The organism is Microvirga arsenatis, assembly GCF_009910705.1.
GTDB classification, from domain to species: domain Bacteria; phylum Pseudomonadota; class Alphaproteobacteria; order Rhizobiales; family Beijerinckiaceae; genus Microvirga; species Microvirga arsenatis.
The window spans coordinates 1-14,624 of the sequence record NZ_JAAAXJ010000015.1 but is presented as its reverse complement, the minus strand read 5'-3'; the positions used below and the strand labels follow the sequence as shown (position 1 = coordinate 14,624).

Below are 14,624 nucleotides of genomic sequence, written 5' to 3'. Positions count from 1 at the left end.
CGCAGATTTCAGGCATCAAAAAAGCGGCCGGTTCTCACCGGCCGCTTTCGCATTTGTCGAATGGCTGCCTTAGGCCTGCTGGATCGCGGAAACCTTCCACGAGCCACCGCCATCGCGGCGGAAGGTCCAGACCTCTGTGGCCTCTTCGGCTCTACTCGGATCGCCTTCCACCACGCGCCCGGTGGTCCGGTCGATCATCACGTCGGTGATGGCGAAGCGCATGGCGACGGTGGCATAATCGGTCGCGCCTTCGCGCCAGGCCTCCGACAGGTCTCCCTGCAGGAGGCGCACGTTCGAGAGCTTGTTCACGACGCCGCGGGCCGCATTGTCGTTGAGCTCCTCCTGGATGTAGCCCGCCATCTCGGGGGTTGCGAGCGTCCATATCTTGGCGACGTCCTCGCGCGAATAGGCATCCTGCAGCTCGACGAGGCCTTTCTCGAATGCCGCGTAGTCGCCTTCGCCGATGCCGATCTCATCGCGCACCCCAGGACGGCGCTGGGTGTTCTGGGCCATGCCCCTGAGGCCGTCCATCGCGCCGCCGAGGCCGCCGCCCAGGCCTGCGCCGAGACCACCGCCCATGGGGCGTCCGCCCCCGGCAGGAGGCACGCTGCCGCCCATGGAGCGGGCATAGCCCTGATCCGGGCCGGCATAGGCCGGCTGCTGGCGCCGGCGGAACCAGCGCATAGCGAACGACACCAGGAGCACGATCAGGCCGATCTGCAGCAGGAGGCCGAAGATCGAGGCAAGCCCGGCAAGACCCCCGAAGAAGCCGTTGCCGAACAGGAGGCCGAGCAGGCCTGCGCCGAACAGGCCGGCCATGAGGCCCGTGCCGAAGCCGAAGCGGCGCGGCTGCGCCACGTTCGGAGCCGGCATGCCGGGACGGGTCACATTCGGACCCTGGTTCGGAATCTGCGAGCGCTGGATCGGAGCCGCCGCGTCCGGCGCAGTGCGGGTCGCCGGCGGAGGAGTGTAGGTGCGCGCGCCGCGCGAACCGAAGCTGCCGCCTCCCCGCCCGACGCGGGCCTCGGCTGCGCTCCCGGCGAAGACCAAGGCGGCCGCCAGAGCGATCATCACCCGGCTGCGGCGAGAAGCTAAATTCATCATCGTCTTACGTTTCATCCCTTCGGAGCGTGAGGCTCCAGTGGATAATGTGGTGATGCCCAAGGGGTTGCGGAAGGGCGGCCCATTCGTTTCCCGTCACGTTTCGAATGCCTCTGCCCTGCCCGTCATGCCGCCCTTGTGCGGCCGAACCCGATGCGAAGGGCATCCGCCGGAGGAAGCGGGACGGCCGGCGCAAGCCCGGCCATCACATGCGAGCTTCGAGGCCTCAGTGCCCCTGCTTCCGCTTCAGCCGGTCGATGCGCTTCGAGGCCTCGGCCTTGTCGAGGTCGGGCTCGAAGGCGTCCGGGTCGTGCGCCTGCTCGGAGAGGGTCTTGAGATAGGAGGCTTGGGCTCCGGTCATGGGTTCGTCGCCCGTGACCCACTCGTCCGGATCCTTGATCTGGTTGTCGGAAGGATCAGGATTGGTCTTCGGATTAACTGCCTCTGCGGAACGCTTATGGTGAATGGCGGCACCGGGATTCGCTTTACCCTGTGAAGACATGTGAGACTCCTATTGTTCTGGTTTTGTTCTAAAACGAGAACACCCTTGCAGGGCATTGGTTCCTCAGAGAAAGGAGGGTTACCCCCTGAGACTCATCCCCGTTATCCACAGCTTTCGCCCTCGACTCGCCGCCAAGCTTATGTTCTTGGTTCGTTCTATGGACAAGGCGGAGGCGGACGGCGATGCGCAAACCGACGGGTCTGGAGCGGCTCTATGTCGACTTCGATTCCTTCTTCGCCAGCGCGGAACAGCACCTGCAGCCGCATCTGCGCGGCAGGCCCGTGGGCATCATCCCCGTGGACTCGGAGCATACGGGCCTCATCGCCGTCAGCCGGGAGGCGAAGGCCCTGGGTCTCAAGCGCGGCACCTTCGTGCGCGATGCCCGGCGGCAATGCCCCGGCCTCGTGCTGGTGACGGCGCGGCACGAGGTCTATGTGGATCTGCACAAGACCATCATTGCGGCCATCGAGACGGTTCTGCCGGTCAAGGCGGTCTGCTCCATCGACGAGATGCTCTGCGCCCTCCTGCCCTCCGAGAGCGCGCAGGGCCTCGCCCTCGGGCGGCGCGTGAAGGAGGCCGTGGCCTCCCGCATCGGCCCCACCCTCACCTGCTCGGTGGGCCTTGGGCCCAACGATCTGCTGGCCAAGATCGCGGCCGAGATGCACAAGCCGGATGGCCTCGTCGCCCTCCATCCGGACGACCTCCCCGGCCCCCTGCTGTCGCTGGAACTCACGGACGTCCCCGGCATCGCCCGGGGCAATGCGGCGCGGCTCGCCCGGGCGGGCATCGGCGACATGGCCGCCCTCTGGAGGGTCCAGCCCAAGGAGCTGCGCCGGCTCTGGGGCAGCGTCGAGGGGGAGCGGCTCTGGATGGGGCTTCACGGCTACACGGTGGAGCGGCCCGAGACCCGCCGGCGCATGTTCGGCCACGGCCGGGTGCTTCCCGCAGACTGGCGTTCGCTGGGCGGCGCCTATGCGGCCGCCCGCGTCCTCCTCGCCAAGGCCTCGCGCCGCATGCGCCGGGCCGGCTTCGCGGCCAAGGCCTTGGCCCTGTGGCTCACCAACAGGAACAGCGCCGGCTGGTATGGGGAGGAGCATTTCCAGCCCACCTGGGACGATCCCTCCCTCCTCGCCTCCCTGAGCCGCCTGTTCCTCCATGCCGAACGGGAGGAGATGCACAGCAGCCGCAGCGTCCATGTGGCGCTGCACGATCTGGTGCCGCTGCAGGAGATCGAGGACGATCTGTTCGATGCCGCCCCGGAGGCGCAGCTCAAGCGGCGCATGGAATACCTCTCGGCCATCGCCGACCAGCTCAACGTCAGCTACCGAAAGACCCTCCTGCACTGGGGACCCTGGGTGACGATCCCCGGAGGCTATGCCGGCGCCAAGATCGCCTTCAACCGCATTCCCGATGCGGAGGATTTTTGAGGCCTTCGCAGGAGGATGTTGAGGAGAGGGACCGCCTCGGCCACTATGGGGGTTCCGTTGTTTCCCAGGGGCTCCCTGATGGCCAAGCGTGCAATCATTCCGCCTGAATTTCGAGCGGCTGCCGACCGATTGAAAATGTCTCCCGCTATCATCTCCGGGAGCCATGTCTTTCTGACTGGCGTCACCGGGAGCAACGCACACGGGCACATGCCGGATGATGCGGAAACCCAGATCAGAACCGCTTTCGACAAGATCGGATCGGTGCTGCGTGCCGGCGGCCTGACATTCCAGTCGATTGTCGAGATGACGACCTATCATGTCGGTCTGCGGGATCATTTCGATCTCTTCGACGCGATCCGCCTCGAGTACCTGGGCGAACCGTACCCGGTCTGGACGGCGGTCGAGGTCGCGGGTCTCAGGCGTGAAGGAGCAATCGTCGAGATCCGTGTCATCGCTCACACCAATGCCGACGAAGGAGCCTAGGGCTTCAGGCACGCACATCTCCGAGCCACCTGAAACGACAATGCCCGGCTCGTGCCGGGCATGACGTGGCGTGTATGCGAGAAAAGCTTAAGCCGCCCTGCTCTTGGGCTGCACCTCGGCGGAGTAGTCGTCCATCAGCACCTTGGTCATGTTGCCGGGCTGGTACCTGTAGGGGCCGATCTCGGATACCGGCGTCACTTCGGCCGCCGTGCCGGTGATGAAGCACTCGTTGAAGCTTGGGAGCTCGTCCGGCATGATCCGGCGCTCCGCAACCTCGAAGCCGCGGCGCTTGGCGAGATCGATCACCGTGCGGCGGGTGATGCCGTCGAGGAAGCAGTCCGCGATGGGCGTATGCACCACGCCGTCGCGGATGAAGAACACGTTGGCGCCCGTGCACTCCGCCACGCGGCCCTGCCAGTCGAGCATGAGCGCATCCGCATAGCCCTTCCGCTCGGCCTTGTGCTTGGAGATGGTGCAGATCATGTAGAGGCCTGCCGCCTTCGCCGCAGAGGGGGCGGTCGCCGGGTCGGGGCGGCGGTACTCCGCCATGTCGATGCGGATGCCCTTCATCTTCTGGGCCGGATCGAAATAGCTCGGCCATTCCCAGGCCGCGATGGCAAGGTGGATCCTGTTGGCCTGCGCCGCCACGCCCATCATTTCCGAGCCGCGCCAGGCGACCGGGCGCAGATAGGCGTCCGTCATGCCGTTCTTTTCCAGCACGAGGCGCTTGGCCGCGTCGATCTCGGCCACGCTGTAGGGGATCTCGAAATCGAGGATCTCGGCCGACTTCTTCAGGCGCTCCGAATGCTCGGTGGACTTGAAGATCTCGCCGCCATAGGCGCGCTCGCCTTCGAACACGGACGACCCATAATGAAGGCCGTGCGAGAGAACGTGGAGCTGGGCCTCCTTCCAGGGTACGAGCTGCCCGTCGTACCAGATCCATCCATCACGCTGATCGAAGGGGGTCGCGGACATCGTGTTCTCCTTGAAGCTGGGCCTTGGTGGCAACCGGGGCCGAGTAATTTCCGGTTCGCTCGCGCGCCCTTTGGGTATCGTTCGTTTCGCGCAAGCGGCTTGACGAGTAACAATCGTCCTGAGATATGTCAACAAGGCTGACATATCATTCAGGACAAGGACATTGCCAGACGCAATTCCGGCTTTGAAGGCTCGCCACCCCGGCAAGGATGTCCTTGCCGAGACGCCGGCTTACGACCTCATTGAGCTGTTCTTCTTCGCCTACCGCGACTTCGTGAGCGATCCCGACCGGATCCTCGGCGAATACGGCTTCGGGCGGGCCCATCACCGGGTTCTGCACTTCGTGAGCCGCAATCCCGGCCTCACGATCGCCGAGCTCCTCGACATCCTGCAGATCACCAAGCAGAGCCTCAACCGGGTTCTGAAGGAGCTCATCGAAAAGGATTTCATCGAGAGCCGGATGGGCACCGCCGACAGGCGCCAGCGGCTGCTCTACGCCACCGCCCAGGGCCGGGAGCTGGCCCTGAAGCTCGCCAAGCTGCAGACCCGCCGCATCATGCGGGCGCTCTCGGCCATGGAGCCCGAGGCGAAGGAGCTGGTGAGCCGCTATCTCCTGCGCCTCATCGATCCGGACCACAGCGCCCATGTGAAGCACCTCGTGTTCGGGTCCGAGGAAACCTGATAAAGCAGGATCCGGACAATGTAGCTTGACGCCCTATGGATGCACGCATCGACATTCCCGACCATGCTCCGCATGTTCTCGTGGTGGACGACGACCGCCGCCTGCGCGACCTGCTGACCCGGTTCCTGTCCGAGAACGGCTACCGGGTAACGGCGGCGGCAAGCGCGGCTGAAGCGCGGGCCAAGGCGGAGAACTTCGTTTTCGACGCCCTGGTGCTCGACGTGATGATGCCGGGCGAGTCCGGTTTCGACTATGCCCGCAGCCTGCGCGCGCATTCCCAGGTGCCCATCCTCATGCTCACGGCCCGCTCCGACGCCTCGGACCGGGTGACGGGGCTCGAGATCGGCGCGGACGACTACCTGCCCAAGCCCTTCGAGCCCCGGGAGCTGCTCCTGCGCCTCGGCAACATCCTCAAGCGGGCGATGCCGATGCCGGGCGCCGCGGGCTCGGATGTGCCTGAGGCCATTCATTTCGGACCCTTCTCGTACCGGTTCGACCGGGGCGAATTGCGGCGCGGGGACGAGGTGGTGCGCATCACCGAGCGGGAGCGCGAGATCCTGACCATCCTCGGAAGCCATGCGGGCGACAACGTTCCCCGGGAGGCGCTCGCCGGCAACGGGATCGCCGCCAACGAGCGCACGGTGGACGTTCAGATCAACCGGCTGCGCCGCAAGATCGAGACGGACCCGGCCAACCCGATCTTCCTCCAGACCGTGCGCGGCATCGGCTATCGCCTCGTGATCGACCGATGAAGATCGGCGCGACCCTGAAGTATTCCCCGCTCGACCGCGCGGCCCGCTGGTTCGGGCGGTACCTGCCGAAGGGCCTCTATGCCCGCGCGCTCATCATCATCATCGCGCCGGTCATCCTGCTGCAATCCGTTGTCGCCTATGTGTTCATGGAGCGTCATTACGAGCTCGTGACCCGGCGCCTGTCATCGGCTGTGACGGCGGACATCGCGGCGCTCATCGACATCTACGAAAGCTACCCGCAGGACAGGAACGCCAACACCATCTCCCGCATCGCCTCCGAGCGCCTGCAGCTCGACGTGGACATCCTGCGCAACACCGACCTTCCGCCGCCGGGGCCCAAACCCTTCTTCGACATCCTCGACGAGACCCTGTCGAACGAGCTGCGCCGCCAGATCGACCGGCCTTACTGGATCGATACGGTGGGGCGCTCGAGCTACGTGGAAGTCCGGGTCAAGCTCGATCAGAGCAACGTGATGCGCGTGCTGGCGCGGCGCAGCCAGGCCTATGCCTCGAACTCGCACATCTTTCTCGTGTGGATGGGCGGCTCGTCCTTCGTGCTGCTCGGCATCGCCATCCTGTTCCTGCGCAACCAGATCAGGCCCATCCTGCGCCTCGCGGAAGCCGCCGAAGCGCTCGGCAAGGGACGCGAGATCGAGTTCCGCCCGCGCGGCGCGCGCGAGGTGCGCCAGGCCGGCCACGCCTTTCTCGAGATGAAGCGGCGCATCGAGCGCAACATCGAGCAGCGCACCACCATGCTCAACGGCGTGAGCCACGACCTGCGCACCATCCTCACGCGCTTCAAGCTGTCCCTCGTGTTCCTCGGGCAATCGCCCGAAGTCGAGGACCTCAAGCGCGACGTGGACGAGATGAGCCGCATGCTCGAAGGCTATCTCGCCTTCGCCCGGGGCGAGGGGGGCGACGCCGGCGAGCAGGCCGTGGAGACGGATCTGCGGCAGCTTCTCGAAGAAGTGCAGTCGGACGCCGAGCGGCAGGGCCACGTCACCGAGCTCGAGATCATCGGCGACCCGATGATCACGGTGCGCCCGGACGCGTTCCGTCGCCTTCTCTTCAATCTCGTGTCCAACGCGGCACGGCACGGCGACAGGATCGAGATTACGGCCAATCACGAAACGCGCTGGCTGACCCTGCACGTGGACGACGACGGACCGGGCATCCCGCCGGAGCTGCGCGAGGAAGTCTTCAAGCCCTTCGTTCGCCTCGACGAAGCGCGCAACCAGGACGAGGGCGGGTCAGGGCTCGGCCTTGCCATCGCCCGCGACGTCGCCCGCTCCCACGGCGGCGACATCGTGCTCGGCGACAGCCCGCTCGGGGGCTTGCGTGCGACGGTGCGCCTGCCGGCTTAGGCAACCCTCTCGATTGCATTCCCGGCCAGAGCGCAACGGAAGGGAGCCTATCAGCGCTGAGCGTGTGAGTGAATCTCCTTCCTTCATCTCCGGCTCGCCGGGGACGGGATCTGCGCTCTCGCTTAGTACAGCCGTCCGCCCACCGGAACGTCGCGGTCCGGGCGGATGAGCATGACGTCGCCGTTCGCATCGGGCACGCCGAGCGTGAGCACCTCCGACAGGAAGGGCCCGATCTGACGCGGCGGGAAGTTGACCACCGCCAGCACGAGCGTACCGACGAGATCCTCCGGCGCATGATTGACCGTGATCTGCGCCGAGGAGCGCTTGGTGCCGATCCCGGGCCCGAAATCGATAGTGAGCTTGAAGGCGGGCTTTCGGGCCTGCGGGAAGGGGTCCGCGGCGAGGATTCGCCCGACGCGGATGTCGACCTTCAGGAAATCGTCGAAGGTGATCTGCGGTGCGGCCGCTTGCGCCTGATCCATGATGCCCCTTCGAGTCCTGCTCAGATGGCCGCTGCAGGGTTCTGCGTGTCGCCGTTGTCGTCCCCGGCGCGGCGCCATTCGGAGCGCACGGAGCGGCGGCCCTGCATGAAGGCGCGGCCGACGGCGCGCAGCGGCGCGCTCAGGCGCCGCAGATCCTCGGCCCCTTCGACGATGCGCTCGCCACGCCGCAGCTCACGGTCGAGCCGCGCCATGGTCCTGGCCAGCGTCGGATCGTCATCGTCGAGCCAGGTGCGCATGGTGTTGGCGTAGACGAGCACTGCGCCCTGGAGCTTCAGCGCCCCGAGCGGGCCTTCCGTGCTGATGCCGGCAGCGGCCAGCATGAAGCGCTGCGAGTTGAGCGCCACCTGGTTGAGCGCCGCAAGCGACACGGGATCGTATTGCAGATCCTGCGAGATCCGGCGCAGGGCCTCCTTGTAGGGCTGCAGCGCATCGAAGCGTCGCATGAGCACGTCGAAGATGCGCTCGCGCGCGGGCTCCCCGGCGAGGTCGTCGGTGGTGCCCTCCAGGACCTGACGGTCCACCATGCGCGAGAGCGCGCCGAGCACGGCCCCCTTCGAGGGAAATAGATCGCGGAACTCGGCCAGCGAGACGCCGGCGGCCTTGGCGATGTCGGCGATCTCGATCTCGCGCCAGGGTCGCTGGGCGGCAAGATCCATTAGGGCCTCGACGATCGCCTTGCGCTTGTCCGTGGGAGCAGTGGAAGCTTGTGCCGTCACGATCGATCTCCTGACTCGGTGCCGTTGAGGCTAATCTAGGGACTGACCGGAGCAATCCCAAGGTTCAGCCTGCGAGTTCCTCCGCGCGCCGCTTGGCCGCGGCCACCGCCTCTCGCATGAGCGCCTTCAATCCGTCCGGATCCCGCATTAGCACCTCGAGCGCCGCCGCCGTTGTGCCTCCGGGCGATGTCACGTTCTGGCGCAGCGTTGCGGGCGTCAGATCGCTCTGGAACAGAAGCTCCCCTGCCCCGGTCACCGTGGCGCGTGCGAGACGCTCGGCAAGCTCCCTGGGGAGCCCGGCCGCAGCGCCCGCCTCGGCGAGGCACTCCACGAGATGGAACACATAGGCCGGCCCCGAGCCCGACACCGCCGTGACCGCATCGATCAAATCCTCTGAGGGGAGCCATTCGACGATGCCGTTGCTGGCGAGCAGCGCATCGGCCATGAGACGCTGCTCCTCGCTCACCTGATCGTTGGCGGCGGCTCCCGTGGCGCCGCGGCCGATGCTGGCGGGCAGGTTCGGCATGGCGCGCACGATGGCTCCCGATGCAGGGAGCCTGGAGCGAAGATCGCCGATGGTCTTGCCGGCCAGAATCGAGATCACGAGGGTTTGCGGCCCGAGACACCCGTTCAGGGCAGGCGCGGCCTCGTCCAGCATCTGCGGCTTGATCGCAAGCACCAGCACGTCGGGGGCAGCGGGGCTCGCCGGGTTCAGGGCAATCCCCCGCTCGGCGCAGAACCGGACCATCGCCTCGGAGGGGCGCGGGTCGAGCACCGCGACGCCTTGAGGATTCATGCCGACCTTGAGCCAGCCTTCCAGCATGGAGCCGCCCATTTTGCCGGCTCCAACCAGGATGAGCGAGGATGGAAGATGGGAGACGTTCGGCACCATGGGATGACCTGACGGAAGAGGGGCGGGTGGGCGCTATCTATCCCTCTCCGCCGATCCCTGTCGAGGCAGCGCTACGCCTCGCCCTCGGTTTCGAACAGCACGGAGTCGAGAGCCTCGCGGGCCGATTTGCCGGCCCAGATCACGAATTGGAACGCCTGGAAGTAGCGCTCGCAGGCCTCCACCGCGACCCGCAGCATGGTCTCGCACTGCCCGTCCGTGGGATCGGCTCCGCCCGCCAGCAGCAGCGCATGGCGGAACATCACGACGTTCTCGGTGCTCCACAGGTCGAAATGCCCGACCCAGAGCTGCTCGTTGACCGCGGAGATGAGTTGGAGAACCTCCTGCCGGCGCCGCATGGGAACCTTGAGGTCGAAGGCGCACGCCACGTGCAGGGCCTCCACGTCCTCGATCCAGGTGAAGGCAATGTCGTAATCGGCCCAGCGTCCCGCGACAGAGACGGCCATCTCGTCGGCCTCGGCCCGCTCGAAGATCCAATGCCGCAGGGCTGCCAGACGCTCGACCACGTCGAGAGGATGCTCCGAGCGGTCGATTTCAAGAAGAATCTGCGACATGTCGATCCAAAAAACTCAAATGCCTGAAGAGGCTAAACACATTCAGGCAACACCATTGCATAAATTCGGACAGTACTCGGCAGGAACGCTCGGAATACCTGAAATATTCGAGGACCCTGCCGCTGCTGCCGCGAATCAGCTCATGAATCGACAGTCTTAGATTTCGGCCTCCGTCACAATGCGCCGGGCTCGCCTGTCCACAACAGGAGACCCGCGCCCGGCGCAGGCCGGCATTCCGCTCCGGTCAGGGCGTTGCAGGGCTTGTCGGTCCGCCGGCCGAACCGGCCAGCTTCGCTTCGAGATCCTTCACCCGGGCCTCGAGCCGCTCGTTCTCCTCGCGCGCAGCCACTACCATGTCGCGGAGAACCGCGACCTCCTCGCGGGTGGCCACATCCATGTCCTTGATCAGGCGCTCGAACTGGCTGCGGACCACGCTTTCGACCTCGCGGCGGATACCCTGGGCCGCTCCGGCGGCATCGGTGGCGAAGCGGGCGAGTTCATCGAAGATCCGGTTGGACGATTGGGTCATGGGGTCGATATCCACAGCGTTCGGCGGGCGCATCCGCCCTGGAACGTCACACATGGGCGCATCCGCGCCAAACTGCAACAGGGTTGACGATCCTCGTCCGAAGGGTCCAATGGCAGCGCGTTCGATCAAGGCCCGCTTATGCCGCTCTCCTTCCCGCTCATCGATCCGGTCGCCATCTCCATCGGCCCCTTCGCGATCCGCTGGTACGCGCTCGCCTATGTGGCCGGGCTCCTCGGCGGCTGGTTCTATGCCAAGCGCCTGGCCGCCAGGGCCGATCTCTGGGGCGGATTGAGGCAGCCGAAGCCTCTGGATGTGGACGACCTCATCGTCTGGGTGGCGCTCGGCGTCGTGCTGGGCGGGCGCATCGGCTACGTGCTGTTCTACAACCTGGGCTCCTATCTCTCGCGGCCTCTCGAGATCTTCGCCATCTGGCACGGCGGCATGTCGTTCCACGGCGGCTTCCTTGGCGCGGTGCTCGCCATCGTGCTCTTCGCCCGCTCGCGCGGGCTGAACCCGCTCGCCATGCTCGACATGGCCGCCGTGGTGACGCCCATCGGCCTGTTCTTCGGCCGCATCGCGAACTTCATCAACGGGGAGCTGTGGGGAAGACCGGCACCCGACTTCCCCTATGCGGTGGTCTTTCCCCATGCGGGCCCCGTGCCGCGCCACCCAAGCCAGCTCTACGAGGCCCTGGGCGAGGGCCTGATCCTGTTCATCGTCATGATCGTGGCCGCCCGCCGCTTCGGCTTCCGCCGGCCGGGCCTCCTCGGCGGCATCTTCGTGCTGGGCTATGCCATCGCCCGCATCGCAGCCGAGTTCTTCCGCGAGCCCGACGCGCAGCTCGGCTTCCTCTTCGGCTCCTCGGTGCAGGCCCTTGGCGGCGGCATCACCATGGGCATGCTGCTCTCGATTCCCATGGCGCTGGTGGGCGCGGGAGCCATCGTCCTGGCGGCGCGGGGCTACACGCGCCCACGTCCTATGGCTGAGGCCACGTGAGGCCCCTGAAGGAGGCATTGGGCGAGATCATCGCGCTCGAAGGGCCGATCACGGTCGAGCGCTACATGAGCCTGTGCCTGAGGCACTACTACGCCACCCGCGACCCGCTGGGCGCAGCCGGGGACTTCACCACGGCGCCCGAGATCAGCCAGATGTTCGGCGAGCTGATCGGCCTGTGGATGCTCGAGGTCTGGAACGGCATGGGCCGGCCGGCCCCCTGCCGCCTCGTCGAACTCGGACCCGGGCGCGGCACCCTGATGGCGGACCTGGTGCGGGCAACCAGGCTCCTGCCCGACTTCAAGGCAGCCGCCAGCATTCATCTCGTGGAGACGAGTCCCGCCTTGCGGCAGCGGCAGCAGGCCGCCCTGGCCGCTTCGGGCTTTTCGGTCGAGTGGCACGACCGGCTCGAAGACGTGCCGCCCGGCCCCACCCTCCTCGTCGCCAACGAGTTCTTCGATGCCCTGCCGGTGCGCCAGTTCCTCGCCACCGAGCGCGGCTGGTGCGAGCGGCTGGTCGGTCTCGAGGGCGGAAGCCTGATCTTTGGCCTGCGGGCGGAGCCGGAGCAGGCCCTCGGCACGCCCCTGCGCCCCGGCGACGTGCTGGAATGGCCCGCCGCAGCCATCGACGTCATGGGCACGCTCGCCGGCCGGCTCACGGGCCAGGGGGGAGCAGCCCTGATCCTGGATTACGGCTATTGGGGGCCCGCCTTCGGCGACACCCTGCAGGCTCTCAAAGGCCACAAGCCCGTCGGCCCGCTGGATGCGCCCGGAGACGCGGATCTTACCACCCATGTGGACTTCCACCGCCTCGCCCGGGCCGCTCTTGCGCGGGGGGCGCGGGTGCATGGGATCGCCACGCAGGGCGATTTCCTGCAGGAACTGGGCATCGAGGCCCGGGCCGCAGCCCTGAAGACCCGCGCCACCCCGACCCAGGGGGCCGACATCGACGCGGCTCTCGCAAGGCTGACCGAGCGCGGGCCGAAGGGTATGGGAGAGCTGTTTAAGGTTTTGGCCGTTACACATGGCAGCATCCAGACCGCTCCAGGATTGCCCACCCTGTCCCCCGCCCCATAAGATCGAGCCATGTTCATCCAAGCTCCCGCCCTCTCCTCCCAGCCGCACGTCCGCCACGCCTTCTTTACCCGTCAGGGCGGCGTATCGGAGGGGATCTATGCCTCGCTCAACGGCGGTGTCGGCTCGGCGGACGACCCCTCCAGGGTGCAGGAGAACCGGCGCCGCATGGCGGCTGCGCTCGATGTCGCGCCCGACGCCCTCGTCAGCGTGTACCAGGTGCACTCACCCGATGCGGTGATCGTTGAAGGTCCCTGGCGGGGCGAGCGCCCCAGGGCAGATGCCATGGTGACGGGGGTTCCCGGACTTGCGCTCGGCATCACCACGGCCGATTGCGGGCCGGTTCTGTTCGCGGATGCCGAAGCTCGCGTGATCGGTGCCGCTCATGCGGGCTGGCGCGGCGCCGTGACGGGCATTCTCGAAGCCACTCTCGATGCCATGGAGCGGCTCGGCGCCCGGCGCGGGAACGTCGTCGCCGTGCTCGGCCCCACGATCAGCCGGAAGGCCTACGAGGTCGGGCCGGATTTCATCGACCGCTTCACGAAGGAAGCGCCCGGATACGAGCGCTTCCTCAGCGAGGGGGCGAGGCCGGGTCACGCCATGTTCGACCTGCCGGGCTTCATCGGCGCGCGCTTGGCGGCGGCCAGCATCGGCGCCTTCGCCGATCTCGGGCTGTGCACCTATTCCGACGAGGAGCGGTTCTTCAGCTACCGCCGCACCACCCACCGCAAGGAGCCGGATTACGGCCGGCTGATCTCCGCCATCGCGCTCACTCCCTGATGCCCGCCACGTCCGGCGTCTCCCAGGCGAGATGCTGGCCGCCATCCACGGCGATCATTTGGCCCGTGACGCTGCGCGCCTTGGCGAGATAGAGCACCGCATCGGCGATCTCGTCGGGCGTGCCGCCATGGCCCAGGGGAACGGCGCGGCTCTGCCTGGCGAAGTCCTCGTCCCCCTGGCGCACATTCGACAGGGTGGGACCGGGACCGACGGCATTGACGCGGATGCGCGGTGCCAGCGCCTGAGCCATGGTCTGCGTGGCGGTGAAGAGGGCTGCCTTCGTCAGCGTATAGGAGAAGAATTGCGGCGTCAGCTTCCAGACGCGCTGGTCGACGATGTTGACGATGCAGCCCTCGCGCCCCTCCGGAAGCTGGCGGGCGAAATCGCGAGTCAGGAAGGCAGGCGCACGCAGGTTGACGGCGAAGTGCCTGTCCCAGCGCTCCTGAGAGAGCGCCTCGACCTCGTCGGGCTCGAATTCCGAGGCGTTGTTGACGAGAAGCGTAAGGGGACCCAGCGCCCGCACGGCCTCCGGCACCAGGCGCTCGACGGCACCCCCGTCGGCGAGGTCCCCGCGAACGACCTCGGCCCGGCCGCCCGCCTCCACGATCCGCGCGGCGATGGCCTGCGCCTCGTCGGCCGAGCGCCGGCAATGGATGGCCACCGCATAGCCCTCCTGCGCCAGCCGCTCGACGATCCGGCGCCCGATGCGCTGTGCGCCCCCGGTCACCAGGGCAACATTCTTCATTTTGAACCTCTTGAAATCCGCTCCCGCTGGATCAGTTGAGCATGTTGGACACGAAAATGACATTTTTTCGCTCGGCCGTCGAACCAACGGCCAAGCTGTGCGTTGTAGGTCCAGCGATGCCACAAGGGGTAAGCACGCATATTGCCGCCACAATCCTGCCACAAGACCCCAGGGTCGCTGTGGTTGTGAGGTCACAGCCCTCGCGAGGTTGTCGCTCTATAAATGGGGAGTGCCCGGCTCGATCCGACGTCAGTGGGTCGGGCTGGCATGACATCGATTAGGAAAGAGAAACCATGAAGAAGATTCTCCTTGCCAGCGTTGCGCTCTTCGGCTTTGCCGGAGCCGCTGCCGCTGCCGACCTCCCGGCCCGCGCCGCTCCTCCGGCGCCGATCGTGGCGGCTGCTCCGATCTTCACCTGGACCGGCTTCTATGTCGGTGTGAACGCCGGCTATGGCTGGTCGGACGACGACTTCGACGCGGTCGACCTGGCCGACGACGATGACGACGGCGGCTTCGTGGGCGGCGCTCAGGTGGG

The 14,624-nt window shown here is 66.8% G+C and carries 17 protein-coding genes and 1 pseudogene; 9 read left to right on the top strand and 9 right to left on the bottom strand.

The window, feature by feature from the left end:
- Positions 1-69: 69 nt before the first annotated feature.
- Together GR303_RS19490 and GR303_RS19485 are read right to left on the bottom strand one after the other, a co-directional pair.
- Positions 70-1,104, bottom strand: coding sequence for a Tim44 domain-containing protein (locus GR303_RS19490; RefSeq protein ID WP_161725126.1), 1,035 nt, complete (start codon positions 1,102-1,104; stop codon positions 70-72).
- Positions 1,105-1,327: 223 nt separating this feature from the next.
- Positions 1,328-1,603 carry a DUF3072 domain-containing protein gene (locus GR303_RS19485; protein WP_161725128.1) on the bottom strand — a complete coding sequence of 92 codons (276 nt, stop codon included), beginning with the start codon at positions 1,601-1,603 and terminating at the stop codon, positions 1,328-1,330.
- 182 nt (positions 1,604-1,785) lie between these two features.
- Here GR303_RS19485 and GR303_RS19480 point away from each other — a divergent pair, with 182 nt between their 5' ends.
- Together GR303_RS19480 and GR303_RS19475 are read left to right on the top strand one after the other, a co-directional pair.
- Positions 1,786-3,030, top strand: a complete 1,245-nt coding sequence (locus tag GR303_RS19480; protein ID WP_161725131.1) for a Y-family DNA polymerase — start codon at positions 1,786-1,788, stop codon at positions 3,028-3,030.
- 78 nt (positions 3,031-3,108) lie between these two features.
- Positions 3,109-3,513, top strand: coding sequence for a RidA family protein (locus GR303_RS19475; protein WP_161725133.1), 405 nt, complete (start codon positions 3,109-3,111; stop codon positions 3,511-3,513).
- 87 nt (positions 3,514-3,600) lie between these two features.
- Here the strand turns inward: GR303_RS19475 and GR303_RS19470 are convergent, their stop codons facing one another.
- Positions 3,601-4,488 carry a branched-chain amino acid aminotransferase gene (locus GR303_RS19470; RefSeq protein ID WP_161725136.1) on the bottom strand — a complete coding sequence of 296 codons (888 nt, stop codon included), beginning with the start codon at positions 4,486-4,488 and terminating at the stop codon, positions 3,601-3,603.
- Positions 4,489-4,651: 163 nt separating this feature from the next.
- Between GR303_RS19470 and GR303_RS19465 the strand changes: the two genes are divergently transcribed.
- Genes GR303_RS19465 through GR303_RS19455 form a run of 3 tightly spaced genes read left to right on the top strand, consistent with a single transcriptional unit; the run spans position 4,652 to position 7,286 of the window.
- Positions 4,652-5,170 (top strand): MarR family winged helix-turn-helix transcriptional regulator, encoded by a 519-nt coding sequence (locus tag GR303_RS19465; RefSeq protein WP_201752147.1) that lies wholly within the window; start codon positions 4,652-4,654, stop codon positions 5,168-5,170.
- Positions 5,171-5,205: 35 nt separating this feature from the next.
- Complete coding sequence (locus GR303_RS19460; RefSeq protein ID WP_161725138.1) at positions 5,206-5,922, top strand: response regulator; 717 nt, start codon at positions 5,206-5,208, stop codon at positions 5,920-5,922.
- Entirely contained in the window at positions 5,919-7,286 is a 1,368-nt protein-coding gene (locus GR303_RS19455) for an ATP-binding protein (RefSeq protein WP_161725141.1), read from the top strand. The genes GR303_RS19460 and GR303_RS19455 overlap by 4 nt, the downstream gene beginning before the upstream one ends.
- 122 nt (positions 7,287-7,408) lie before the next feature.
- Here the strand turns inward: GR303_RS19455 and GR303_RS19450 are convergent, their stop codons facing one another.
- From GR303_RS19450 to GR303_RS19430, 5 genes are all read right to left on the bottom strand, one after another.
- Complete coding sequence (locus GR303_RS19450) at positions 7,409-7,768, bottom strand: tRNA-binding protein (RefSeq protein ID WP_161725143.1); 360 nt, start codon at positions 7,766-7,768, stop codon at positions 7,409-7,411.
- Between the two features lie 20 nt (positions 7,769-7,788).
- Positions 7,789-8,445, bottom strand: a complete 657-nt coding sequence (locus GR303_RS19445; RefSeq protein ID WP_161725175.1) for a TetR/AcrR family transcriptional regulator — start codon at positions 8,443-8,445, stop codon at positions 7,789-7,791.
- Between the two features lie 124 nt (positions 8,446-8,569).
- A complete protein-coding gene (gene proC / locus GR303_RS19440) occupies positions 8,570-9,397 on the bottom strand; it encodes a pyrroline-5-carboxylate reductase (RefSeq protein WP_161725145.1) in 828 nt (275 codons plus the stop codon).
- Positions 9,398-9,468: 71 nt separating this feature from the next.
- Positions 9,469-9,969, bottom strand: a complete 501-nt coding sequence (locus tag GR303_RS19435) for a type III secretion system chaperone family protein (RefSeq protein WP_161725148.1) — start codon at positions 9,967-9,969, stop codon at positions 9,469-9,471.
- A 244-nt stretch (positions 9,970-10,213) separates the two neighbouring features.
- Complete coding sequence (locus GR303_RS19430) at positions 10,214-10,498, bottom strand: accessory factor UbiK family protein (protein ID WP_161725149.1); 285 nt, start codon at positions 10,496-10,498, stop codon at positions 10,214-10,216.
- Positions 10,499-10,636: 138 nt separating this feature from the next.
- On the opposite strand from GR303_RS19430, the gene lgt reads away from it, so the two are divergent.
- Genes lgt through pgeF form a run of 3 tightly spaced genes read left to right on the top strand, consistent with a single transcriptional unit; the run spans position 10,637 to position 13,344 of the window.
- Positions 10,637-11,494: a prolipoprotein diacylglyceryl transferase gene (gene lgt / locus GR303_RS19425; RefSeq protein ID WP_161725151.1), complete on the top strand. Its 858-nt coding sequence runs from the start codon at positions 10,637-10,639 to the stop codon at positions 11,492-11,494.
- Entirely contained in the window at positions 11,491-12,567 is a 1,077-nt protein-coding gene (locus tag GR303_RS19420; protein WP_161725153.1) for an SAM-dependent methyltransferase, read from the top strand. Before lgt ends, GR303_RS19420 begins: the two co-directional genes overlap by 4 nt.
- Before the next feature lie 9 nt (positions 12,568-12,576).
- A complete protein-coding gene (gene pgeF, locus GR303_RS19415) occupies positions 12,577-13,344 on the top strand; it encodes a peptidoglycan editing factor PgeF (RefSeq protein ID WP_161725156.1) in 768 nt (255 codons plus the stop codon).
- Here pgeF and GR303_RS19410 read toward each other — a convergent pair.
- On the bottom strand, positions 13,334-14,089 hold the full coding sequence (locus GR303_RS19410) for an SDR family oxidoreductase (protein ID WP_161725158.1): 756 nt from the start codon (positions 14,087-14,089) through the stop codon (positions 13,334-13,336). The genes pgeF and GR303_RS19410 overlap by 11 nt on opposite strands.
- A 293-nt stretch (positions 14,090-14,382) precedes the next feature.
- Between GR303_RS19410 and GR303_RS19405 the strand changes: the two are divergent.
- A pseudogene (locus GR303_RS19405) lies at positions 14,383-14,624 on the top strand (outer membrane protein); the annotation flags it as partial.

Excerpts from the sequence above, each read along its gene's own strand:
- GR303_RS19490 (WP_161725126.1), bottom strand. The coding sequence starts at position 1,104 with ATGATGAATTTAGCTTCTCGCCGCAGCCGGGTGATGATCGCTCTGGCG.
- GR303_RS19485 (WP_161725128.1), bottom strand. The coding sequence starts at position 1,603 with ATGTCTTCACAGGGTAAAGCGAATCCCGGTGCCGCCATTCACCATAAG.
- GR303_RS19480 (WP_161725131.1), top strand. The coding sequence starts at position 1,786 with ATGCGCAAACCGACGGGTCTGGAGCGGCTCTATGTCGACTTCGATTCC.
- GR303_RS19475 (WP_161725133.1), top strand. The coding sequence starts at position 3,109 with ATGGCCAAGCGTGCAATCATTCCGCCTGAATTTCGAGCGGCTGCCGAC.
- GR303_RS19470 (WP_161725136.1), bottom strand. The coding sequence starts at position 4,488 with ATGTCCGCGACCCCCTTCGATCAGCGTGATGGATGGATCTGGTACGAC.
- GR303_RS19460 (WP_161725138.1), top strand. The coding sequence starts at position 5,206 with ATGGATGCACGCATCGACATTCCCGACCATGCTCCGCATGTTCTCGTG.
- GR303_RS19455 (WP_161725141.1), top strand. The coding sequence starts at position 5,919 with ATGAAGATCGGCGCGACCCTGAAGTATTCCCCGCTCGACCGCGCGGCC.
- GR303_RS19450 (WP_161725143.1), bottom strand. The coding sequence starts at position 7,768 with ATGGATCAGGCGCAAGCGGCCGCACCGCAGATCACCTTCGACGATTTC.
- GR303_RS19445 (WP_161725175.1), bottom strand. The coding sequence starts at position 8,445 with ATGGATCTTGCCGCCCAGCGACCCTGGCGCGAGATCGAGATCGCCGAC.
- proC (WP_161725145.1), bottom strand. The coding sequence starts at position 9,397 with ATGGTGCCGAACGTCTCCCATCTTCCATCCTCGCTCATCCTGGTTGGA.
- GR303_RS19435 (WP_161725148.1), bottom strand. The coding sequence starts at position 9,969 with ATGTCGCAGATTCTTCTTGAAATCGACCGCTCGGAGCATCCTCTCGAC.
- GR303_RS19430 (WP_161725149.1), bottom strand. The coding sequence starts at position 10,498 with ATGACCCAATCGTCCAACCGGATCTTCGATGAACTCGCCCGCTTCGCC.
- lgt (WP_161725151.1), top strand. The coding sequence starts at position 10,637 with ATGCCGCTCTCCTTCCCGCTCATCGATCCGGTCGCCATCTCCATCGGC.
- pgeF (WP_161725156.1), top strand. The coding sequence starts at position 12,577 with ATGTTCATCCAAGCTCCCGCCCTCTCCTCCCAGCCGCACGTCCGCCAC.
- GR303_RS19410 (WP_161725158.1), bottom strand. The coding sequence starts at position 14,089 with ATGAAGAATGTTGCCCTGGTGACCGGGGGCGCACAGCGCATCGGGCGC.